This is a genomic window from Dactylosporangium sp. NPDC051087, from assembly GCF_055586325.1.
Window position 1 is genome coordinate 44625 of sequence record NZ_JBVJIJ010000036.1, and the last position, 22481, is coordinate 67105.

Here is a 22481-nt window from a genome sequence, read left to right on the forward strand (position 1 = left end):
CAGTCTGTCAGCAGCCGATCGGCCGCACAAATCGGTTCGGCCGTCATACACCCGTGGTCGCGGGCAGCTTACCGGCGGTGACGGCGGCGACGAGCGCGGCGTGGTCGGCCTCGGTCTGGTCGGCGTACGCGGCGGCGAACGTCGCGAACCCCTGGTCGAACTCCTCGCCGTCGGCGGTGTCCGGGGCGCCGCAGTACCCCGACAGCGTGCGCGGGTCGATCGACTGGGCGTGCGCCCGGGCGAGGACGACGCCGCACACGCGGGCGTAGTCGTCGAGCTGCCCGGCGCGCAGCGTCGTCGGGTCGATGGAGCCCTTCATGTCGCGGAACTGCCGGACCAGGTACGGCGCCCCGCCGATGCTGGTCCAGCCGAGCAGGACGTCGCTGACGGTCTGCATCCACCGCTGACCGCGCACGACCCGCTCGCCCTCGTGCCGGTCCGGCACCGGCGGCAGGTACGGCGCGAGCGACGACGGGCGGGCCTGCTTGACCTGCAGGACGAGCGCCTCGTCGCCGTTGCCGTGCAGGAGCACGACGTAGGAGCGGTAGCCGACGCTGCCGAGCCCGACGATGCGGTGGGCGACGTCGACGACGGCGTACCGGCCGAACAGCGTGCGGATCTCCTCCTCGAGGGTGGCGGCGTAGCCGTCGAGGGACTCGATGACCGGGAACGCCTCCGCCGACTCCAGCGGCGTCAGGATCGGCGGCGCCGGCGTGAAGCGCCACGCGTCGTGCTCGATCCGGGAGGTGAACTTCTGCGCCACCCGGCGGCTGGTGTTCTTCTTCGCCTTCTTGCGGACCCGGTCGAACGTCTCGACGAGGTCGTCGATGCCGAAGTGCTCCAGGGTCGAGTGGTCGGTGGTCAGGTAGTACGCGTCCAGCAGGGACATGTCGGCGAGCTCGGCGAGGGCCGTGCGGTAGCCGGTGGCGCAGTCGCGGGCGGAGTCGCGGCACTCGTCCTCGGGCAGCCCCGCCTCGCGGCCGGCGCTGACGATGCTGGCCGTGAGCCGCTTGAGGTCCCAGTCCCACGGCCCGATCACGGTCTCGTCGAAGTCGTTGACGTCCATGACGATCCGCCGCTCGGGCGAGGCGAAGAAGCCGAAGTTGGCCGCGTGGGCGTCACCGCAGATGTACCCGGTGAGCCCGGTCCCCGCACCGCCGGCGGCGAGGTCGCCGGCCATGACCGCCGCGGATCCGCGCAGGAACGCGAACGGTGAGCTGATCATCCGGCCGATGCGGATCGGCACCAGGTCCTGGACGCGGTCGCCGTTGGAGGCGGCGATCACGGCGACCGGGTCGCGGCCGGCGGCGGTCCGCGGCTCGGTCAGCGACTTGACGGGGGTGCTGGCGCGACGCTGGACGCCTTCGGCGCGCAGTGCTTCGGGGGCCGCCCATCCGGTGGAGCCGATCATGCTCATACGGTAACGGCCGGGGACCCCCGCGACGCTGTCGGATTTCAGGCCATGGTTCCTGCTCAGGCGGGCGGCGCGGAGTCCTCCAGCAGGTGCTCCTCCAGCGCCGCCAGGCTCGACTCCGGCAGCCCCGAGTCGAGCAGGTAGCCGCGGACCGAGCCGTGCCGGGCGTGCAGGTCGCCGAGGAAGAGCAGCATCGCCTCGGCGGGCGCGGCGAGGTAGCGCTCCGGCATGTTCGCGATCTCCGGGTTGATCCGGCGCAGGTACGCCATCGCGGGGCCGGTCGCACCGGCGGTCAGCGCGTAGTCCTCGGCGATGACGTCCTCCGCGACGCCGAGCGCGCCGAGGGTCAGCGCGGTCACGACCCCGGTGCGGTCCTTGCCGGCGGTGCAGTGCACGACGACGGGCGCGTTGTCGGCCTCGGCGATGACCGTCAGGGCGGCGACCATCGCGGCGGCGCCGCCGGAGGCGATGTCGAGATACCGGTTCGCCAGCCAGCGGGCGTCGCTGGGCTCGTCGTGGTCGGTCGCGTCCTCCCACTCGGCGTGCTCCGGGTGCAGGTGGTGGTAGGTGAGGCCGGGGAACGCCGGCACCCGCCCGTCGCGGGCGATCTCCCGGGGGCGGCGCAGGTCGATGACGGTCCGCACGCCGAGCGCGGTGAACGACGCGGCGTCGGCCGGGTCGATCCTGGCCAGCGAGTCGGAGCGGAACAGCCGCCGCCAGCGGACCGTGCGCCCACCGGCGCCGCAGTATCCGCCGAGATCGCGGAAGTTGAACAGGTTGGGGTGGTCGTAGCTGCGCACGCTGCGACCCTATCGGGTGGACCGGTAGGCTCCCGTTACGTGGACCCAGCCCGGCCGAAGCCCAGGTCCAGGCCCAGGACACTCGTCGCCGAGCCGCTCGGCGCCCTGCTGGCGAGCGTGCCGAAGAGCCGTCCGAGCTGGCTGACCGTTCTCAAGACCACCGTCGCGGCGACCACGGCCTGGGTCCTGGCCCGCCAGCTCGGGGACAACGTCGCGGTGCTCTTCGCGCCGATCGTGGCCATCCTGACGCTGCAGGCCAGTGTGTACGGCTCGATCGCCACCGGCCTGCAGCTGCTCTTCGCCAACCTGGTCGGCACGGCCGTCGCCATCGGCTGGGTGCAGCTGCTCGGGCTGACCTGGTGGTCCCTGGCCCTCGCCGCGTTCGGTGCGCTCGCCCTCGCGCGGCAGGTCACGAACACGCCGCTGGCCCGCAACCAGCTCACCATCGCGGTCCTGGCGGTGATCGTGCTGGCGCCGGTCGCCAGAGGGTACGGCCAGTGGCGCTTCATCGACGTCGCCATCGGCAGCGTCGTCGGCCTCGCGGTCGCCGTGATCGTGCCCGAGCGCCCGCGGCTGCGGCAGGCCCGCGAGGCGCTCGGCTACTGGGCGGCGACCTGCGTGACGGTCCTGGCCGACATCGCCGCCGAGCTCGACCGCCGCGACGGCGGACCGGCCCTGCCGCCGGCGGAGCGGCACCACTGGATCGAGACGTCCCGGAGCCTGGCCGACCTCAGCACCGAGGCCGCCGCGGAGGTCGCCGGCGTCGAGGAGACCGCCCGGCTCAACGTCGCCGCGGTCCGGCTCCGGCAGCGGGTCGTCGAGCTGCGCGAGGAGCAGCTGTTCCTGGTCCGGATCACCCTGCAGGTGCGGGCCGTGTCCCTGGCCGTCGACCGGCTCTACGACCGGGCCGGGCAGCCGCCCGCCCTGGACCGGGAGCTGCTCGCCGGGCTGCTGCGCTCCCTCGCCGCGCTGCTCAGGGACCGCCTCGACGGCATGGACACCGGGGACCAGCCGCTGCGGGCGGCGCTGATCGGGGCGGTCGAGCGGACCCACACGGTCTTCCCGAGCGCCGTCGCCGTCCTCGACTCGGTCAGCCTGCTCGGCCGCCTCGACCAGCTGCGGCAGGACATCGTCGGGGAGGACGCGACCGCCCTGATCGATCCGGACACCCTGCCGCGATCGTGACTCCCCGCGCCGCGCCGGGCATGATAGGGCAGGCTTACCTGGGTTAATCGGTTTCGGAGGACGTGGACGGTGCGCAACGGGGACGAGTCACTCGCCGACCTGCTCGGTGGGCGGCGGGCCGCGCTGGACAGCGCCGTGCCGGTCGCCGGGTTCGTGGCGGGCTGGCTCGCCGGCGGCCGGTCGATCGCCCTCGGCGCCGGGATCGCGGTCCTCGGCGGCGCGGCCGTCGCCGTCTGGCGGCTGAAGCAGGGCCGGGCCCCGGCCGCGACCGTCGTCAGCCTCCTGCTGGTCTGCCTCGGCGCGATCGTCGCCCTGCGCACCGGCCGCGCCGAGGATTTCTTCCTGGTCAGGCTGCTGACGAACGCGGCGAGCGCGCTGGCCTGGGCCGGCAGCGTCCTCGTGCGGTGGCCGTTCCTCGGGCTGATCGCCGGCACCGTCCTGGGACAGAAGACGCGGTGGCGGCGCGATCCCGCGCTGCTGCGGGCGTATCAGGCGGCGAGCTGGGTGTGGGTGTGCCAGTACCTCGCCAGGCTGGTCATCTTCGTGCCGCTGTGGTGGGCGGGGCAGGTCGTGTGGCTCGCCACGGCCCAGGTGGTGCTGACCTGGCCGCTCGTCGCGGCGTGCCTGGCGGCGAGCTGGTGGGTGTTCCGCCGGGCCCTGCCGCCGGAGCACCCCGGCATCCGCCACCCGCGGCCCGCCCCGGCCGCCACCGACGCGGACGTCGCCGGACCGTGACGGGCCTGTCCGTGGTGCCCGTCGCGGTGCCGCGTCGTAGTGTCGGGTGGTGAAGGCCCGCCCAGGAACCGGTCAGGTCGCCTTGAGGGCGATGACTGCCTCGTCGACGGTGTCGGTCAGGGTGAAGACCCGGTCGAGCGCCGTCAGGTCGAAGATGCGCCGGATGCGGGCATGCGGACAGACCACCGCGAACCCACCCGACTCGGTGTCCCGCAAGCGCTTGTGCACCGACACCAGGACCCGCAATGCTGTGGAGTCGATGAACTCCACCTCTGACAGGTCCAGCACCAGCAGGGTCGCGCCTTCGTCCAGGCAGCGGTGGACCCACGTGTGCAGCGCCGGTGACGTCGCGACGTCGAGGGCGCCCGTGGGCGTCACCACGGCGCAGCCGTCGACCGTCGCGGTCGCGAAGGCGTCGGTCATGTCCGCTCCCGCGGTGCTGGTCGGTGCGTCAAGAGGGGTCCCCTTCGGTGCGCGGATGGTGCTCGTCCCTGAAGGGGCGGCCGGCACCCGCGATGCGTTACACCCCGGCGGCGACACCGGTGCGTGACATCGACCTCGCCGCCCCGTTACGGGCCGCGGCCGAAGGTGACGAGACCGGGTTCGCCGTGCTGTGGCGCGCCTTGCAGCCGGCCGTTCTACGGTACCTGCACGCCGTGTGCGGCGACGCGGCGGAGGACGTCGCGTCGGAGACGTGGCTGCAGGTCGTCAGGGACCTGCCGCGCTTCGCCGGCGACCCGACCGCGTTCCGGGTGTGGCTCTTCCGCATCGCCCGGCACCGGGCCATCGACGACGGCCGCCGGGTGTGGCGCCGCCGCGAGGAGAGCCGCGACCACGTCGAGGCCGGCCGGCCCGCGCCGGACGCCGCCGCCGAGGTCATCGAGCACGCCGGCACCGAATGGGCGCTGCGGCTCATCGGGGAGCTGCCGCAGGACCAGGCCGAGGCGGTCCTGCTCAGGGTCGTGGCGGGGCTCGACGTCGCGGGCACCGCCGAGGTCCTCGGCAAGCGTCCCGGCGCCGTCCGCGTCGCCGCGATGCGGGGCCTGCGCCGGCTGGCCGCGCACCCGCAGGTCCGCTCCCGCCGCGCGGCCACCGGCCCGTCCGCCGACACCGCCACCGACCTGCCGCACGCACATCTGGAAGGTGCCTGATGGCCTGGTGGCGGCGCCGGGACCTGGCGAAGTCGGAAGCGCACCGGTTGCTGGACGGCGGGTCCGGTGACTCGCCGGTGGCCGGGCTGCTCCGTGCCGCCGCCGGCCCGGCCCGCCCCGGCGAACTGGCGGGGGAGCGCGACGCGGTGGCCGCCTTCCGCCAGGAACGGTCGGCCCGCCAGGAGGACAGCGCCTTCGCCGCGACGGCGACCCCGGCAACGGCAGGGACCGGGGACGGTCCCGCGCCGCGGCGGGGGAAGCGGTCCGGGCGGCGGGTCGTGGTCGCCGCCACGGCCGTCACCGCCGTGTTCCTCGCCGGGACCGGGGTCGCCGCCGGCGCCGGACGGCTGCCCGCGCCCCTGCAACGCGCCGCGCACGACTGGATCGAGCAGGTCCCGGAGCCGGCGGGCCCTGAGCCCAGACCTGCGCGGACCGTGCGCGCCCAGACGCCGGCCCCGTCCGCGACGCACCGGCCGTCGGTGGCGCACACCGGTACACCCGCCGCGGACGTCAAAAAGTTGTGCAAGGAGTGGCAGAAGGTCCGCGACGACCCGGCCCGCAAACCGATGGACCCCGCCGACCTGCAGGCCCTCACCGCCGCCGCCGGCGGCGGCGCGGACCGCATCGAGAGCTTCTGCGGCCTGTCCCCGGCCACGCCCTCGGCCAGCCGGTCCGAGCAGCCGGTCCCGCCGGGGCAGCAGTCCGGCGGGCCGCCGGGCAACAACAGGTCGAAAAAACCGAACGGCCACTGAACGCGTGACGTGATCGCCCGCCCGGCGTTGAGCACCACGACGACGACGGATGACCGCGCGACGGGATGGACGCCATGGACGGGACCACCGAACAGCTCAGCATGACCGCCGCCGAGCTGTCGTTCCTGCTCGCGAGCGGGGGCCAGGCCGGGGAGGCGCCCAGGCTGCTCGGCCTGGTCGACGCCGACCGGGCCGACGCGGTCCTCAGCGCCGGCCTCGGGTCGCTGCTGCTGCGCCACCTCGCCGCGCCCGTCGACGGGCAGAAGCTGGAGCTGGCGCCGGCCGTCGCCGCGGTCGCCGCCGGGCTGCACCGCCCCCGCGCGTTCGTGCAGGTCGGGCTGACCGCCGAGGACCACGCCGACGGTGCGCTGCTGTTCGAGGCGGAGATGACCCGCTTCCTGGTCGCGGCCCGCGCCTACCGCTGCTACGACATCACCCCGATCGGCGCCGACGTCGACGTGCGCGAGCCGCTCCTGGCCATCGCGGACCGCTTCCTGCACCGGCACCGGCCCGCCGTCGCCACGTTCAACACCTCGACCGCCCAGGACGTCGCCCGCGGCTCCGCACCCGCCCGCGCGACCCTCGCGTCGGCGACCGACGGCTCGTGGCGCTTCGTCGGCAGCGACGGCACCGACGAGGCCGCCACCGTGGTGGAGAGCTTCGACGAGGCCGCCACCCTCATGCGCGACGAACTGGCCAGGATGCTGCCGGTCTTCCAGACCCAGTCGTGATCCACCGGCGTTGATCGCGCCGGCCGCGGCGGCTATCGTGCCCGGTCGTGCCCAGGAGAGTCGTGTACTACATCGCCGGTCTGCTGCTGCTCGCCGGTGTGCTGACGTGGCATTCGATGTCCCGCGGCGACGACGGCGGCGCGGGGCTGGGCTGCTACTCGGCGCCGTCGGTGGCCGGCATCGCCGACACCAGCGGGCGCGTGGCCCCGGCCGACTGCGGGCGGCCGCACGACTGGGAGGTCATCTCGCTGCTGCGTTCCGACGGTGCCGAGCGCCGGTGCGAGGAGAAGGCCGACGAGTTCCTCGGCGGCCCCTGGCAGCAGTCCCGGGTCGTGTACGCGTTGCTCGACGCCACCGACCGGATGCGCGGCGGACTGTTCTGCGCCCTCGCCGAGACCACCGGCACCGGGGCGGAGACGACCGGCAGCACCGGCAGCCTGAAGGACGGCCTGCGCGGCGACCGGCGGCTCGCGATCACCTGCCTGGTCGGCGCCGTCGGCGAGGACGAGGACCAGGACCTGCTGTACGGCACCTGCGACGAGTCCCACTCCGGCGAGGTCGTCGGCGCGCTGCCGGCCGGCGCGGACCCGGAGGCGGGCTGCCCCGCGCTGGCCGCCGGGCACCTGTCGCTCACCGAGGACGAGCTGTCGCGGCGCGGTGACCTGCGGGTGCGCTGGCTCGACTGGGACCGGGCGCTGTGCCTGCTGGTCGAGCCCGCCGACCCGGCGGGCCGCCACGACACGCTGCGCGGGAGCGTCAAAGGCCTCGGCACGGCGCCACTGCCGCGCTGACTGCCGCGCTGACTGTCGCGCTGACTGTCGCGCTGACTGTCGCGCTGACTGTCGCGCTGACTGTCGCGCTGACTGTCGCGCTGACTGTCGCGCTGACTGTCGCGCTGACCGGCCGCCCCGTCCGGCCGGTCCGGCGCGGCGGTCAGTCCCAGCCGTACCCGCGGCGCAGCTCGGCGGCGATGCGGTCGAAGCGGTCCCGGTCCAGGATCGCGCCCTCGCGCCGGATGCCGTGCTCCTCCACCGTCAGGACCCGGTCCAGGCGCACCCAGCTGGGGCGCTGGTCGCGGTCCCAGGAGCCGGGGCCGAGGGCGAACCAGTTGCGCTGCCCGTCCCGCTCGCTCTGGCTGGACAGCATCAGCCCCACCAGCTCGGTGCCCTTGCGGCCCACGACCAGGACGGGACGGTCCTTGCCCTGGTTCGGGTCGTCCTCGTACTGCACCCAGGTCCACACGACCTCGCCCGGGTCGGCGGCGCCGTCCAGCTGCGGCGCGTAGTCCAGCAGCTTGTCGCTGACGTGCTTCGGCGGCGGCCCGGGCTTGTGCAGCGTGGCCCTGGGCGCGGCGGGCGCGGACGCCGGGGGAGCGGGCGCGGGGGGCGCGGGCGCGGGCCGGGCGCCGAGCTTGGTTGCTATCCCACGAAGAAGTCGTTTCACGCGGACGACCATAGTCCCGATCATCTGGACGGGCCCGTCGGCGGCACGGGACACTGTGGTTCATGTACGACTTCGATGTCCTCGTGCTCGGATCCGGCCCCGGCGGGCAGAAGGCGGCGATCGCCGCGGCGAAGCTCGACCGCAAGGTCGCCGTCGTCGAGCGGCGCCACATGATCGGCGGTGTCTGCATCAACACGGGCACCATCCCGAGCAAGACCCTGCGCGAGGCGGTGCTCTACCTGACCGGCCTCAGCCAGCGGGAGATGTACGGGCAGAGCTACCGCGTCAAGGACGACATCACCGTCGGCGACCTGGGCGCCCGCACCCAGCACGTGATCGGCCGGGAGATCGAGGTCATCCGCAGCCAGCTCGCCCGCAACCGGGTCAAGCTGCTGCAGGGCACCGGCGTGTTCGTCGACCCGCACACGCTGTCGATCTCCGACGAGCACGGCCACTCGTCCCTCGTCTCCGCCGAGAAGATCATCCTCGCGGCCGGCACCCGCCCCGCCCGCCCGGACAGCGTCGACTTCGACGACACGACGATCATCGACTCCGACGGCATCCTCAACATCGACAAGATCCCCGGGTCGATGGTCGTCGTCGGCGCCGGCGTCATCGGCATCGAGTACGCCTCCATGTTCGCCGCGCTCGGCACCAAGGTCACCGTCGTGGAGCGGCGCGACCGGATGCTCGACTTCTGCGACCTGGAGATCATCGAGGCGCTGAAGTACCACCTGCGTGACCTGTCGGTGTCGTTCCGCTTCCGGGAGTCCGTCGCCGCCGTCGAGCGGCACGGCCGCACCGCCGTCGCGGTCCTCGCCAGCGGCAAGCGGATCGCCGCCGACGCCGTCATGTACTCCGCCGGCCGGCAGGGCGCCGCCGACCAGCTCGGCCTGGAGAAGGCCGGCCTGGAGGCGGACAAGCGCGGCCGGATCACCGTCGACGAGCACTTCCGCACCGAGGTGCCGCACATCTACGCCGTCGGCGACATCATCGGCTTCCCGGCCCTCGCCTCCACGTCGATGGAGCAGGGCCGGCTCGCCGCCCACCACGCGTGCGACGAGCCGGTCCGGGGCATGCAGCTGCTCCAGCCGATCGGCATCTACACCATCCCGGAGATCAGCTTCGTCGGGCGCACCGAGGACGACCTGACCGACAGCAACATCCCGTTCGAGGTCGGCATCTCCCGCTACCGTGAGCTGGCCCGCGGGCAGATCATCGGCGACTCGTACGGGATGCTGAAGATCATCGTGTCGCCGGAGGACCGCAGCATCCTCGGCGTGCACGTCTTCGGCACCGGCGCCACCGAGCTCGTCCACATCGGCCAGACCGTCATGGGCTGCGGCGGGACCGTCGACTACCTCGTCGACGCCGTCTTCAACTACCCGACCCTCGCCGAGTCGTACAAGGTGGCGGCCCTCGACGCGATGAACAAGATGCGTTCGGTGTCCCGGCTGACCGCATGAGCCCCCGTTGAACCCGGTGGCGCCCAGGGCGATGACCGACCGGGACGCCGCCGAGGTCCTGCGCATCTACCAGGCCGGTCTCGACAGCGGCGCGGCGAGCTTCGAGCTCACCGCGCCGCCGTGGCCGGTCTTCACCGCCGCGCGCCTGCCGGGGCACCGCTTCGTCGTGGGGTCCGGCGCGGGGCTGCTCGGCTGGGTCGCCGTCTCACCGGTCTCGCAGCGGCAGGTGTACGAGGGTGTGGTCGAGATCAGCGTCTATGTCGATCCGGCGGCGCAGGGCCGTGGGGTCGGGCGGGCGCTGCTCGGCGCCCTCATCGCCTCGACCGAGGCAGCCGGCGTCTGGACCCTGCAGGCCGGCGTCTTCCCGGAGAACGCGGCCAGCCTCGCCCTGCACGAGCGCTGCGGGTTCCGCCGCGTCGGGGTCCGGGAGCGGATCGGCCGGCGGCACGGCGTCTGGCGCGACGTCGTGCTCCTGGAGCGCCGCAGCGCTACCGTGTGACCTGAGTCATACCGCCCGGGCCCAACCCTGCGCGCCGCCGACCAGGTCTCAGGGTGGGCAGGGAACGCGACACGGGGGTTAGGGCACGGATGCTGCGACACACACGATGGGCGCTGACCGCCGCGCTCCTGATCGGGACCCTGTCCGGATGCACCGGCGACAAGGCCGAGGACCCGTTCACGACGTTCGTCGCGGGCTGGCAGCGCGCCGACCTCGACGGCATCGACCTGCGCAGCCCCTCCGGGCAGACGCTGACCACCGACGCCGCCGAGCGGGTCCTCGCCGACGCCGAGGGCGACCTCGCCGCGAAGCGGCCCGTCCTCACCAGGCGCGGCACGGCGACCGTCCGCAAGAACAACGCCACCACCGAGGTCGGCGTCGACTGGACCCTGCCCGACGGGCGGCACTGGGCGTACGGGACGACCCTCGACGCCCGCAGGATCGACGGCCGGTGGGCGGTCTACCTCGGCGCCGTCACCGTGCACCCCGACCTGCCCGAGGGCCGGCGGCTGACGCTGCGGTCCGCGCCCGCCTCGCGGGGCGTCATCCTCGCCGCCGACGGCACCCCGATCGTGTCGGAGCTGCCGGTCGTGCACATCGGCGTCGAGCCGCGCCGGGTCCGCGACGTCAACGCCCTGGTCCAGCGCCTCGACATCGTCTTCCGGTCCGTGCGGGTCGACGTCGACGTGTCGGCGCTGCCGGGGCGGCTCGCGGCCGCGAAGCCCGACGCGTTCGTCGACCTCGTCACGCTCCGCGAGAGCGACTACCAGGAGATCGAGCGGGACCTCGCCGCCACCGACGGGATCGCGACCAGGACCGGGACGCTGTCGCTGCCGCTGACCCGCACGTTCGGCCGGGCGCTGCTCGGCACGTCCGGGCCCGCGACGAAGGAGCTCATCGACGGCAGCGGCGGCGCGCTCAAGGCCGGCGACGTCACCGGCCTCACCGGCATGCAGCGGCGGTACGACACCGCGCTGCGCGGCACGCCCCGCACCGAGGTCGTCGCCGCGGAGAAGGCCGGCGCGACGAGCGCCGACAAGGTCCTCTACGCCGCGCCCGCCACCGACGGCGCCCGGATCCGCACGACCATCGAGGTGCGGACGCAGAACGCGGCGGAGGCCGCCCTCGCGGCCACCACGAAGCGCTCCGCCCTCGTCGCGATCCGGGTCGGCGACGGCGCCGTCCTCGCCGCCGCCAACGGCCCCGACGCGGCCGGCTACAACCTCGCGTTCCAGGCCGAGGTGGCCGGCCCGCCCCTCGGTGTGGACGGCGCCGCCGCCGGGTTCGGCGCGGCGTGGAAGCTCGGCGCGGACATGTTCACCGGCCGGGTCACCGACGCGGGCGTCGTCGGCTCGCCGCTGGTCTACGCGGGCGCCGCCGCGGCCGCCGCCCGCGGTCACTGGCGGCAGCCGGTCCTGGTCACCGAGCCGTCCCCGGGGCCGCCCGCCGCCGACGGCCCCGCCCTCACCGGCCCCGTCACGGTGCCGGGCATGTCCGTCGGGGTCAGCGGCGACATCGCCTACTGCGTCTACGTCGAGGGGGCCGGCCAGGACGTCACCGGCCCGATCGCCGACAAGTTCCTGAAGGCCCTCCGCGCCTGAACGCGGAGGGGCCGGGTGGTCCAGGTGGTTCAGGTGGTCCAGGTGGTGCCGCGGGTTCAGGAGCAGGTGCTGCCGTTGACCTTGAACGACGCCGGCGCCGCGTTCGTGCCCGAGTAGCTCGCCTGGAAGCCGAAGCTCGCCGTGCCGCCCACGGGGATCGTGCCGTTCCAGCCGCCGTCGCGGACCGAGACCGCCGTGCCGCTCTGCGTCGCGGTGGCGTTCCAGGCGTTGCTGACCCGCTGGTCACCGGCGAACGCGAAGGTGAGCGTCCAGCCGGACACCGCCGCCGGTCCGCGGTTGGTGATCGTCACGGTCGCGGTGAAGCCGTTGTTCCACTGATTGTCGATCTTGTACGCGACACCGCAGCCGACCCCGGCGGGAGCGGACGACGAGGGCGTCTTGGACGGTGTGGGGGACGGCGTGGGGGAGGCCGACGGCGACCTCGAGGGGGTCGCGGACGCGGAGGTCGGCGGCGCCGACGGTACGACACCGTTCAACGCCAGCTGGTAGGCCAGGTCCGGCACGAACTGCCCGGCACCCGCGGCGCACCCGTCGGCCTCGCCGGGCGGCTTCACCCACACGAACGCGTCGACGCTCGCCTCGCCGGTGGCGGTTGTCGGGCCCACGCCCACCCCACGGCCCGCCGGGTCGCACCACTGGCTGCCGTTCGGGCCGCGGCCGTTGCGGCTGGTGTCGACGACCTGGTGCAGGTTCGCGGCGCCGATCGCGCTGATGATGCTCCGGCCGTAGGCGACCTCGTCGGCGGTGGTGCGGAAGTTGGACACGTTGCTGTAGAAGCCGTCGGAGCCGCGCACACCGGCGGCGACGAGCCGGGCCGCCTGGTCGCCGGCCGAGTTCCACGCGGAGTGCCCGGCGTCGAGGTAGACCTTCGCGGACGGGTTCGCCTGCTTGATCACCGTGACCGCGTCGGCCAGGGCGGCGCCCCGGGCGGCGACGCCGGCGCCGTCCAGGCAGGTCTGCAACGCCAGGGAGTCCGGCTCCAGCAGCACCACCGCGGTCCGGTTGCCCAGCCCGGCGGCGAACGCGCGCACCCAGGCGGCGTACTCGGTCAGCGTGGTCGTCCCGCCGGCGGAGGCGCCGCCGCAGTCGCGGTTCGGGATGGCGTACGCGACGAGGACCGGGATCTGCCCGGCGGCGTTCGCGGCGCCGACGTAGCCCTGCACCGCCGACGTGGTCTGCGCGGTGTTCGGGGTGGTGAACCACTTCGCCTGCGGCTGCACGCCGATCCGGTCGCGGATCAGGGTGGCCCGCGAGTCGCCCGGGTTGGCCGCGAGCCAGCGCAGGACCTGCGAGTCGGGGTCGCGGTAGAACGTGCCGGTGATGGTGCCGGCGCTCGCCGAGCCGCCGCCGGCCAGCCACAGCCCGGCGGTGCCGGCGGTGACGGCGGCGAGCGCGGCGACGGCGGTCTGCCACCTTCGCGGGGATCTCAGCACTGGAGGGGTCCTTCCGGTCGCGGGAAGGCCGAAGGTAGGCCGCTGCCGGGGGCCGGTCCACCGGCCGCCGCGACCCGGTGGGTCGACCAGCGTAGATGGCGTGAAAGTTACCTTTTGCCGAATGAGGTGAATGAATCCGGCAGCGGATGCGCACCGTAGACGGCATGATCGCACCGCGTGCCGGGCCGGGTGCGACGAAAACCGCAAAGCTCGCGATTGCCGCGAAGCGCCTGCTCAGCCCCTGATGGCATGTCCCTGCAAGGTATTCCTCATTCGGCAACAAACAATCTACGGTGAGGACAGGCCGATGGCTCCCTTCGCCAAAAAGCCTAAATGGGACGGGCCCCGTGCCGATGGGGCGTTTACGGGTGTCACTGGGTAGCGTCGGGTCGCCACCGTGACGGTCGGGAGGGATGCGTGTCGCCGCGTAGGGTGCTGGCCGGCTACTGCGTGATCATGGCTGCCCTCGTGGTGGCCAACTTCGCGCTGCCCGCGCTGCACCTGGTCCTGTGGTCCGCCATCGGTCTCACCAGCGTCGCGGCGATCCTCACCGGCGTCCACCTCAACCGCCCCCGCCGCCGCGCGCCCTGGTTCCTGCTCGCCGGCGCCGTCGCCTCGTTCATCACCGGCGACCTCATCGCCGACGTCCTCACCCGCGTCCTGGACCGGCAGGGCTTCCCGTCCCTCGCCGACGGCTTCTACCTCGCCGTCTACGTGCTGATCGCCGCCGCGCTGGTGGGGCTGATCCGCATCGGCGTCGCCCGCCGCGACCCGAACGGGCTCTACGACGCCGTCACCGTCACCGCCGGGCTCGGGCTGCTGTCGTACATCTTCCTCATCAGGCCCTACGTCGAGGATCCCGCGCTGTCGGTGCTCGAGAAGAGCATCTCGATCGCCTACCCCCTCGCCGACATCCTCGTCCTCGCCGTCGGCGCCCGGCTCATCACCGCCGTCCGGCGCGGCCCGGCGCTGCTGCTGCTGGCCGCCGGCGGCATCGGCCTGCTCAGCGCCGACGTCGGGTACGGGCTGAAACAGCTCAACGGCGTCTGGGACACCGGCGGCCCGGTCGACCTCGGGTGGGTCGCCTTCTACGTGCTGTGGGGCGTCGCGGCGCTGCACCCCTCGATGCGGGAGCTCACCGAGCCGAAGGTGCACCGCGAGGGCGAGGAGCACTTCGGCCGGCTCCTGCTGCTCGGGCTGTCGCTGTTCATCGCGCCGTGCGTGCTGTACTTCGAGATGCGCGGCGGCCAGGTCCGCGACGCCACCGTCATCGCCGTCTCCTCGGCGCTGCTGTCCGGGATGGTCCTGCTCCGCCTCGCCCGCGCGATCAACGTCCAGCGGCGGGCCGCGCAACGCGAGCGGCGGCTGCGGCGGGCCGGCGCGGCGCTGCTCATGGCGACCGACGAGCCCGGCGTGACCGCGACCGTGCGCACCGCCATCGCCGAGCTGCTGCCGCTCGGCCGGGCGCACCGGGTCGTCCTCGCGCCACTGGGCGGCGCGACCGACCGGGCCGTGTCGATGCCGTACACCCGCAGGCTCGCCCCGGCGCTCGCCGACGAGCTCGGCGACTTCGAGGTCACCCTGTGCTGCCCGCTGGCGCCCGTGGAGGGCCGTGAGTCGGGGCGGGCGCTGTACATCGCCGCCGACGAGGTCACGCTCGTCGGCGTGCAGGAGGCCGCGCAGATCCTCGCCACCCAGGCGGCCCTCGCGCTGGAGCGGATCGCGCTCGGCGAGGAGATCGGCCGGCGCAACAGCGAGGCCTACTTCCGGACCCTCGTGCTCAACACCGCCGACGTCATCCTCATCGTCGGCGACCACGACCAGATCCGCTACGCGAGCCCGTCCGCGCGGGCCCTCTTCGGCAGCGACGAGCTCGAGGGCACCCCGCTGCCGATGGCGTTCGCGAAGGAGAGCCTCGTCGAGGTCGACCGCCGCCTGCACGACCTGCGCACCCGCGGCGTCGACCGGCCCGGCGACGACCTGCACGTGGTCGGTGCCGACGGCCGCCCGGCCCTGGTCGAGGCGACGTTCCGGGACCTGCGCGGCGAGCCGACCGTCGGCGGTGTCGTCGTCACGCTGCGGGACGTCACCGAACGCAGCCGGCTGCAGGCGGAGCTGTACCAGCGGGCCACCTTCGACGCGCTCACCGGCCTGCCGAACCGGGAGGTGTTCCTCGCCCGCGTGCAGGAGGCGGTCAGCTCCGGCGCCGAGAGCGGCGCGACCGTCGGCGTGCTCATCGTGGAGGTCGACGACTTCAAGGTCGTCAACGACACCCTCGGCCACAGCGCCGGCGACGCGCTGCTCGTCGCCGTCGGCAACCGGCTCACCGAGGCGCTGCGCGCCGTCGACGGCTCCTACGGCGCCGCCGGCACCGTCGCCCGGCTCGGCGGCGACGAGTTCGCGGCGCTGGTCCGCCGGGCCGGCAGCGCCGCCGACGTCGAACGCGTCGCCGAGAAGGTCCTCGCGAGCTTCGCGGCCCCGTTCGAGCTGCCGCACGGCGAGGTCACCGCGACCGCCAGCATCGGCGTGTCCACCACCGCCGAGGCCGCCGACGCCCAGGACCTGCTGCGCCACGCCGACCTCGCCGTGTACGTCGCCAAGGACGCCGGCAAGGACCGCTGGCGGCGGTACGAGTCGTCGCTGCACAGTGCCGTCGTCGAGCGGCACAAGCTGCGCGCCGACCTGGACCGGGCCGTCGCCGACGGCGCGTTCCTGCTGCACTTCCAGCCGATCGTGGCGATCGGCGACGGCCGCACCCACGGCTTCGAGGCCCTCGTGCGGTGGAACCATCCGACCCGCGGCATGGTGTCGCCGGCCGAGTTCATCTCCGTCGCCGAGGAGAGCGGCCTGATCGTGCCGCTCGGCGCGTGGGTGCTGCGCAACGCCGTCGAGGCCGCCGCGCAGTGGCGCCTGCTGCACCCCGGCGAGGACGTGTACGTGTCGGTCAACGTCTCCGCCCGCCAGTTCCGCGGCCGCGAGCAGGGCTTCGCCCGCTGGGTGCTGCAGGAGATCGACCGGATGGGTCTGCCGCCGGCGAGCCTGCTGCTGGAGATGACCGAGAGCCTCCTGCTGCACGACGACGGCGACGTCACCACCGAGCTCGCCGCGCTGCGCGACGCCGGCGTCCGCATCGCCATCGACGACTTCGGCACCGGCTTCTCGTCGCTGTCCTATCTGCGGCGGCTCCCGGTCGACGTCCTGAAGCTCGACAAGAGCTTCATCGACACCATCGCCTCGTCCGCCGAGCAGCACGCCGTCGTCGACATGATTGTGCAGCTCGCAGCGATTCTGCAGTTGCAGATTGTAGCTGAAGGTATCGAGACGCCAGCCGAACGTGATCTTCTCGTGACGATGGGTTGTCATCTCGGGCAGGGTTACTTGTTCTCCCGGCCGTTGAGCTACGGTGACGCGAGTCAATGGTTGTTGGAGGAAGCGTCGGGGCTTCAACGGGGAAGTCGGACGGCGGCCTGAACCTCGGCCCTCGGAGGACCTGTGCTCGAACACCTCGCCGCTGCAGTCGACGACGACCCACGGTACAGCGGCATCGCCCACCTGCGCGCCACCACCCGCTTCTACGACGCGGTCGTCGACGAGATCGACGGCCGGCGGATCCGGGTCGGCGATCACTGGCTCACCGACTGGGCGTCGTGCAACTACCTCGGCTTCGACCTCGAGCCGCAGATCATCGACGCCGTCGAGGGGCAGCTGCGCCGCTGGGGCACCCACCCGAGCTGGTCGCGGATGCTGGGCAACCCCGCGCTGTACCCGCAGATCGAGGAGCGCCTCGCCGACCTGCTCGGCGCCCCCGACGCCCTGGTCCTGCCGACGATCACGCAGATCCACCTGTCGGTGATCCCGGTCCTGGCGCAGCAGGGCACGCTGCTGGTCGACGCGCGGGCGCACAAGACGATCTGGGACGGCTGCGTGCACGCCCGTGGTCTGGGCGCCACGCTGAAACGGTTCAAGACCCTCGACGAGCTGGCGTCGCTGCTGGCCACCGACCTGCCCGGCCCGGTCATCGTCTGCATGGACGGCGTCAACAGCATGACCGGCAACATCCCGCGCATCCCGGCGTACCTGGACCTGTGCCGCGCGCACGGCGCCATCCTCTACGTCGACGACGCCCACGGCTTCGGCGTCATCGGCGAGCGGACGACCGACGAGACCTCGCCGTACGGCACCCGCGGCAACAGCATCGTGCGCCACTACGGCGAGACCTACGACGACATGATCCTCGTGGGCGGCTTCTCCAAGGCGTACTCGTCGCTCCTGGCGTTCCTGGCCGTGCCGACCGTGCTGAAGAACCGCCTGAAGGCGTCCGCGGCGCCCTACCTGTACTCCGGCCCTTCCCCGACCGCCTCGCTGGCGACGGTACTGGCGGGCTTCGACGTCAACGCCGAACGCGGCGACAAGCTCCGCGCCGACCTGCACCGCATGTCGACCCGGGTCCTGCAGCACGTCCGCGGCCTCGGCATCTTCACCCCCAACGTCGACGACACCCCGATCATCGAGCTGCCGATCGCCCTGGACCGGGACCTCGTGGAGGTGTCTGAGCTGCTGTGGCGGCGGGGGCTGTTCGTGACGCTCGCCCCGTACCCGGGGGTGCCGCGCGACCAGGTCGGCTTCCGGGTCCAGGTGACGGCGGCGAACACCGACGACCAGATCGACGAGCTCAACGCCGTCATCAGCGACCTGGCCGCCGCCGACGTCTTCCAGTCATCCCGCGAGTCCAGCGCCAGCTAGCTGTACTGTTTCCCCGCTCTGTCGCCTGCGGCGATGGGCTAGCTGCCCCACGCTCCGCGCGGGTGCTGTTACCCGCTGTTTCGCCTCCGGCGATAGGCTCGCTGCCCCACGCTCCGCGGGTCCCGCCGGGGGGATTCTCACCCCCGGAGCCCCCCAATGCGTCGCTCCGCGACGCACTGCCAGCGCGCAGAGCGCGCGGCAGCTTCCTACGCATCCGCGTGCCATCCCCGGCGCCTCGCCGCCGCGCCTTTTCCATGATCCGGAAGACTTTTGGTCGTCAGGGCGACAACAAGTCTTCCGGATCATGGGGCAGGGTCAGGAGGGGCGGCGGAGGGTGGCGAGGATGCTGTCGCGGACGGCGGAGCGGCCCGCTTCCTGGGCGCCCAGCAGGGCGGCGTCGTCGTGCAGGGTGCTGGCGGCGATCGCCGTCTCCAGCGGGGCCGCCTCGGCCAAGGCTGTCGCGACTGCCGTGCTCAGTACGTCGCCGCCGGCCTGGCCCACCTCGCCGCCGATGACGACCAGCGGGGGGTCGAGGACGGCGACGACGGCGGACAGGCCGATCGCGATCCGGCCGGCGAGCGTGGTGACGAAGCTGCGGGCGGCGTCGTCGCGGGCGTCGGCGCGGGTGACGGCGGTGGTCATGGTGCCGGCCGCGGTGCTCTCCTGGATGCCGTACTCGGCGGCGAGGTCGAGCACGGCGGCGCCACCGACGAGGTCCTGGAAGTCGACGCGGCCGGTGAAGCCGCGGCCGCCGGTGACGCCGGGCAGCATCATCGGCATGTAGCCGATCTCGCCGGCGCCGCCGCGGGCGCCGCGCAGCAGGGTGCCGCCGAGGTCGATGGCGAGGCCCAGGCCGGCCTCGCCGAGCCACAGGAGCGTGAAGCTCTCCGCGTCCCGGCCGGCGCCGTGGGCGCGTTCGGCGACGGCGGCCAGGTTGACGTCGTTGTCGACGCCGACGGGGACGCCGAGGCGGCGGCGCAGGTCGTCGAGGAGGCCGGGGCGGCTCCAGCCGGGGACCTCGACGTGGTGCAGGACGTCGGTGCGCGGGTCGAAGGAACCGGCGACCGCGATCTGCACCTGCGCGACCGGGTCGGGGGCGATCCGCGCCTCCTTGCACACGTCCTGGACGGCGTCCACGACGGCGGAGACAGGGTCGGTGCGCGTGAAGTCCACCGCCAGGTCCAGCCGGCCGCGCACGTTGCCCGCGAGGTCGGTGACGGCGGCGGTGACGGTCGGCAGGTCGGAGCCGGTCGTGCCGGGGGAGGCGGCCCGGTCCCGGACCGACAGCGCCACCGAGTAGGCCGCGTCGGGGTTCACCGCGTAGACCTCGGCGTTGGGGCCGGGGCCGGCGCTGACGTAGCCGACGACCGTGACGAGTTTCGCCTCGGTGAGCCGGCGCAGCGCCTCGGAGATGGTGGGCTTGGACAGGCCGGTGAGCTCACGCAGGTCGCCGCGCGTGAGTGGGCCTCGTTCGAGGATGTGACTCAGGGCGGCCGCGTCGTTCATGGCCCTGAGCAGCTTGGACGACCCGCCGAGATGCGTCATGGTGGATCGAACCGTAGGGGTGCCCGTCGGCGGGTGTCAATCGCCGCTCGCGGTCGGGTGGACGTCACTTAGACTCATATCGGGGCGAACGGCGACAAACCGACGAGAAGCGGGTCAGGAATGACGGTCGATCCGGCGCTGCTGGAGGCGGCGCTCGACCAGCTCGGCACCGGGCTGCTGGTGACCAGCGCCGACGGCACCGTCGTCGCGGCCAACCAGGCCACCCATGACCTCCTCGGCGAGGAGGCGACCGGCCGGAAGGTCGGCGACACCGTCGCCGCGGCGATGACCGCGCAGGACTCCGGCCGCTGGTCGCCGCGGCCGGGGCTGGTCGTCGAGTGGAGCTGGAGCCCGCTGCTGCCCGGCACCCCGCAGGAGGGACGCTGCCTGGTGCTGCGGGACGTGTCGCACCGCATCGCCGACCGGGCCAGGCTCCGCCGGCAGAACCGGGCCCTCGCGGAGCTGGTGGCGATGAAGGCCGAGTTCACCGCCGCCGTGAGCCACGAGCTGCGCACCCCGGTCACGTCGATCGCGGCGATGTCGGAGCTGCTCGGTGAGGAGGTGACCGAGCCGGACCCCCTCGCCGCGCCCGTCGCGGCGGTCGCCCGCAACGCGCAGCGGCTGCTCGGCCTGATCGACAACGTGACGGAGCTGGCCCGCATCGAGAACGCCGCTCCCGCCGGTACCGGCGAACCGGTCGACCTGCGAAAGGTCGTCGACGACGCGTTGCGGGGCTGGGCGGGCGCGGCGAACGGTGCGGCCGTGCACCTCACCGTCCGCGGCGGCGACGGCGCCACCGTGCGGGGCGAGGCGGCGCTGCTGCGGCGGCTGGTCGGCGCGATGGTCGGCATCGGGCTCGCGGCGGCCGAGCCGGGTGCGCTGCTCACCGTCTGCGTCGCGCCGGCCGACGGCGGCCGGCGGGTCACGGTGCCGATCGGCGGGCGCGGCGGCGACCGGCTCTTCACCTCCTCCGCGGTCACCGGCGGCGGGGTGCGGCACGACTCGACGGCGCTGATGCTGTGCCGGGCCATCGTCGCGCGGCACGGCGGCCGGCTGATCACCGACACCGACCCGGACGGCGGGACGGTGCTGGCCGCGCACCTGCCCGATTGACAGGCATGGAAGACTGCCCCACCATGCTGCATTTCGTGTGGGGCGTGGACGTCCCCGGCACCGGGCCTCTGCGCATGGAGCTTCTGGAGAAGCACTGGGCGTACATGGACGGCTACGCCAGGCAGCTGACCGCCCGCGGCCCGACACTGACGCAGGACCGCACCGAGGCGACCGGCAGCATCCACATCGTCGACCTGCCGGATCTCGCCGCCGCGCGGGCGTTCGCGTTCGACGAGCCCAACCAGCGCGGCGGGGTCTACGATCCGCTGCTGCTGATGCGGTACGAGGACACCCTCGGCGGCACCATGTGGCAACGCGCGTCCGGCCGCGGCGGCGACGGCTTCCTCCTCATCGGCCACGCCGCCCCCGGCACCCGACCGGCCGCGCCCCTGCCACCGCCGCCCGGGCTGCTGGCCCGCGGCGAGCTGTTCTCCCACGACGACGGCGGCTGGCTCGGCACCGCGGTGCTGGTCGAGGCGGCGCACATGGACGCCCGCGTCGTCCTGCCCGGCGTGTACGACGAGGTCGAGGTCCACCCCTGGCAGATGGGCGGGCGCAGGTAGCGGCGCCCTCCGCTGCGGATCTTGCCGGAGGCGTGTACGGTGCCGGTCGATTGATCCGAACGCGAGGGGAGCGCGGGTGCCATGCACATCAACGACTTTTTGAGCGCGATCCCGATCGGCCTGCTGGTCGGGGTCCTCGGCCGGCTGGTCCTGCCGGGCCGCCAGTCGATCGGCCTGTTCATCACGTTCCTCATCGGCGTGGGCGCGGCGCTGCTCGGCACCCTGGTCGCCGAGCTCGTCAACCTCGACGACAAAGCCCTGGTCAAGGTCTGGAAGATCGAGTGGAGCTGGTGGGAGCTCGCGATCCAGGTCCTGTTCTCCACCATCGGCATCGGCCTGGCCAACATGCTGACGTACACCAGGCTCGCGTCCGGCAACCCGAAGCCCCGCAAACGCGCCAGCCGCCCGCGCCGCCGTAAGAAGGCCGAGGACTAGCCGTTCCCCGTCCCGCGAGGGACGTTGGAATCATGGACAGACCAGTGGTCGTCGGCGTCGACGGGTCCGCGGCCGGCCTCGGCGCCGTGCGGTGGGCCGCGGACGAGGCCGCCCGGCATGACCGGACACTGCGGATCGTGCATGCGATGTCCTGGGAGGGCCCCGCGGACGGGCAGGGGGTCGTGCTCGACGCGGCCGCCGAGGCGCGGGGCTGGCAGCCGGGCATCGCCGTGGAGACCGTCACCCTGGGCGGGACGCCCGCCCGGGTGCTGCAGGAGCAGTCACGGGCCGCGAGCCTGGTGGCGATCGGCGGCAGGCCGCACGACGGCGGCCTGCTCAACTCGTCGGTCGCCACGCACCTCGCCGCGTACGCGCACTGCCCGGTCCTCGTGGTCAACCGCGGCGAGCGGTGGCTGACGTCGGCCGGCGGGGCGGCGGACGTGGCGGGCCCGGGCGCGGACCCGCTGACGACGCTGCCCGGATCGGCGCCGGTGGTGGTCGGCGTCGACGGGTCGCCGTCGGCGTGGCGCGCCCTCGAGTTCGCCTACGCCGAGGCGCTGTCCCGGCACGTGCCGCTCGTCGCGATGCACGCCGGCCAGGCCACGCCGCACGCCGCCGTCTACGCCGAGCTGGCGCCGTGGCTGCGCCGCCACCATGACGTCGACGCGCGGTTCTCCGGGTCGGACGCGCCGGTCCTGGAGGCGCTGACGGGCGCGTCCGACGAGGCGCTGCTGCTCGTCCTCGGCGCGCGCCGGGTCGCATGGTTCGAGCATCCCCGCCCCAACCCGCGCACCCAGCTCATCGTCCACCACGCGGCGAGCCCGGTCCTCGTCACCCGCAGCGTCTGAGCC

21 protein-coding genes are annotated in these 22481 nt (G+C 73.6%); 15 read left to right on the forward strand and 6 right to left on the reverse strand.

Annotated features, from left to right (window positions below; all coding sequences use genetic code 11):
- Positions 1-43 precede the first annotated feature (43 nt).
- Together ACZ6TV_RS46745 and ACZ6TV_RS46750 are read right to left on the reverse strand one after the other, a co-directional pair.
- Complete coding sequence (locus ACZ6TV_RS46745) at positions 44-1411, reverse strand: DUF2252 domain-containing protein (RefSeq protein WP_465306588.1); 1368 nt, start codon at positions 1409-1411, stop codon at positions 44-46.
- A 62-nt stretch (positions 1412-1473) separates the two neighbouring features.
- A complete protein-coding gene (locus ACZ6TV_RS46750) occupies positions 1474-2214 on the reverse strand; it encodes a tyrosine-protein phosphatase (RefSeq protein WP_465306590.1) in 741 nt (246 codons plus the stop codon).
- A gap of 39 nt (positions 2215-2253) precedes the next feature.
- Between ACZ6TV_RS46750 and ACZ6TV_RS46755 the strand changes: the two genes are divergently transcribed.
- Together ACZ6TV_RS46755 and ACZ6TV_RS46760 are read left to right on the forward strand one after the other, a co-directional pair.
- Positions 2254-3399: an FUSC family protein gene (locus ACZ6TV_RS46755; RefSeq protein ID WP_465306592.1), complete on the forward strand. Its 1146-nt coding sequence runs from the start codon at positions 2254-2256 to the stop codon at positions 3397-3399.
- A 69-nt stretch (positions 3400-3468) separates the two neighbouring features.
- Entirely contained in the window at positions 3469-4134 is a 666-nt protein-coding gene (locus tag ACZ6TV_RS46760; RefSeq protein ID WP_465306595.1) for a DUF3159 domain-containing protein, read from the forward strand.
- A gap of 72 nt (positions 4135-4206) precedes the next feature.
- On the opposite strand, the gene ACZ6TV_RS46765 is transcribed toward ACZ6TV_RS46760, so the two are convergent.
- The gene (locus ACZ6TV_RS46765) at positions 4207-4557 is read right to left on the reverse strand and encodes an STAS domain-containing protein (protein ID WP_465306597.1); all 351 of its coding nucleotides are present in this window, start codon (positions 4555-4557) and stop codon (positions 4207-4209) included.
- Between the two features lie 119 nt (positions 4558-4676).
- Here ACZ6TV_RS46765 and ACZ6TV_RS46770 point away from each other — a divergent pair, with 119 nt between their 5' ends.
- The 4 genes from ACZ6TV_RS46770 to ACZ6TV_RS46785 all read left to right on the forward strand — a co-directional run bounded on the left by ACZ6TV_RS46770 (position 4677) and on the right by ACZ6TV_RS46785 (position 7559).
- Complete coding sequence (locus ACZ6TV_RS46770; RefSeq protein WP_465306599.1) at positions 4677-5285, forward strand: RNA polymerase sigma factor; 609 nt, start codon at positions 4677-4679, stop codon at positions 5283-5285.
- Positions 5285-6037, forward strand: coding sequence for a hypothetical protein (locus ACZ6TV_RS46775; RefSeq protein ID WP_465306601.1), 753 nt, complete (start codon positions 5285-5287; stop codon positions 6035-6037). Before ACZ6TV_RS46770 ends, ACZ6TV_RS46775 begins: the two co-directional genes overlap by 1 nt.
- A gap of 74 nt (positions 6038-6111) precedes the next feature.
- Positions 6112-6768, forward strand: coding sequence for a hypothetical protein (locus tag ACZ6TV_RS46780; RefSeq protein WP_465306603.1), 657 nt, complete (start codon positions 6112-6114; stop codon positions 6766-6768).
- Between the two features lie 47 nt (positions 6769-6815).
- Positions 6816-7559, forward strand: a complete 744-nt coding sequence (locus ACZ6TV_RS46785; RefSeq protein ID WP_465306605.1) for a septum formation family protein — start codon at positions 6816-6818, stop codon at positions 7557-7559.
- 142 nt (positions 7560-7701) lie between these two features.
- Here the strand turns inward: ACZ6TV_RS46785 and ACZ6TV_RS46790 are convergent, their stop codons facing one another.
- Positions 7702-8211, reverse strand: a complete 510-nt coding sequence (locus ACZ6TV_RS46790; RefSeq protein WP_465306607.1) for a type II toxin-antitoxin system PemK/MazF family toxin — start codon at positions 8209-8211, stop codon at positions 7702-7704.
- 62 nt (positions 8212-8273) lie between these two features.
- On the opposite strand from ACZ6TV_RS46790, the gene sthA reads away from it, so the two are divergent.
- The 3 genes from sthA to ACZ6TV_RS46805 all read left to right on the forward strand — a co-directional run bounded on the left by sthA (position 8274) and on the right by ACZ6TV_RS46805 (position 11777).
- Positions 8274-9677: a Si-specific NAD(P)(+) transhydrogenase gene (gene sthA / locus ACZ6TV_RS46795; RefSeq protein WP_465306609.1), complete on the forward strand. Its 1404-nt coding sequence runs from the start codon at positions 8274-8276 to the stop codon at positions 9675-9677.
- Between the two features lie 31 nt (positions 9678-9708).
- Positions 9709-10176, forward strand: coding sequence for a GNAT family N-acetyltransferase (locus tag ACZ6TV_RS46800; protein ID WP_465306611.1), 468 nt, complete (start codon positions 9709-9711; stop codon positions 10174-10176).
- 89 nt (positions 10177-10265) lie between these two features.
- Entirely contained in the window at positions 10266-11777 is a 1512-nt protein-coding gene (locus ACZ6TV_RS46805) for an NTF2-like N-terminal transpeptidase domain-containing protein (RefSeq protein ID WP_465306613.1), read from the forward strand.
- A gap of 56 nt (positions 11778-11833) precedes the next feature.
- Here ACZ6TV_RS46805 and ACZ6TV_RS46810 read toward each other — a convergent pair whose 3' ends face one another.
- Complete coding sequence (locus ACZ6TV_RS46810; RefSeq protein WP_465306615.1) at positions 11834-13231, reverse strand: glycoside hydrolase family 6 protein; 1398 nt, start codon at positions 13229-13231, stop codon at positions 11834-11836.
- 456 nt (positions 13232-13687) lie between these two features.
- On the opposite strand from ACZ6TV_RS46810, the gene ACZ6TV_RS46815 reads away from it, so the two are divergent.
- The gene (locus ACZ6TV_RS46815; RefSeq protein ID WP_465306617.1) at positions 13688-16702 is read left to right on the forward strand and encodes a putative bifunctional diguanylate cyclase/phosphodiesterase; all 3015 of its coding nucleotides are present in this window, start codon (positions 13688-13690) and stop codon (positions 16700-16702) included.
- A 21-nt stretch (positions 16703-16723) separates the two neighbouring features.
- Positions 16724-17974, forward strand: coding sequence for an aminotransferase class I/II-fold pyridoxal phosphate-dependent enzyme (locus tag ACZ6TV_RS46820; protein ID WP_465306619.1), 1251 nt, complete (start codon positions 16724-16726; stop codon positions 17972-17974).
- 315 nt (positions 17975-18289) lie between these two features.
- Here ACZ6TV_RS46820 and ACZ6TV_RS46825 read toward each other — a convergent pair whose 3' ends face one another.
- The gene (locus tag ACZ6TV_RS46825) at positions 18290-19519 is read right to left on the reverse strand and encodes an ROK family transcriptional regulator (RefSeq protein ID WP_465306621.1); all 1230 of its coding nucleotides are present in this window, start codon (positions 19517-19519) and stop codon (positions 18290-18292) included.
- Between the two features lie 120 nt (positions 19520-19639).
- Here ACZ6TV_RS46825 and ACZ6TV_RS46830 point away from each other — a divergent pair, with 120 nt between their 5' ends.
- The 4 genes from ACZ6TV_RS46830 to ACZ6TV_RS46845 all read left to right on the forward strand — a co-directional run bounded on the left by ACZ6TV_RS46830 (position 19640) and on the right by ACZ6TV_RS46845 (position 22478).
- Positions 19640-20632, forward strand: coding sequence for a sensor histidine kinase (locus tag ACZ6TV_RS46830; protein WP_465306623.1), 993 nt, complete (start codon positions 19640-19642; stop codon positions 20630-20632).
- Between the two features lie 23 nt (positions 20633-20655).
- Positions 20656-21195: a YciI family protein gene (locus ACZ6TV_RS46835; protein WP_465306625.1), complete on the forward strand. Its 540-nt coding sequence runs from the start codon at positions 20656-20658 to the stop codon at positions 21193-21195.
- 81 nt (positions 21196-21276) lie between these two features.
- Positions 21277-21630, forward strand: a complete 354-nt coding sequence (locus tag ACZ6TV_RS46840) for a hypothetical protein (protein WP_465306627.1) — start codon at positions 21277-21279, stop codon at positions 21628-21630.
- 32 nt (positions 21631-21662) lie between these two features.
- A complete protein-coding gene (locus ACZ6TV_RS46845) occupies positions 21663-22478 on the forward strand; it encodes a universal stress protein (protein ID WP_465306629.1) in 816 nt (271 codons plus the stop codon).
- Positions 22479-22481: the final 3 nt, after the last annotated feature.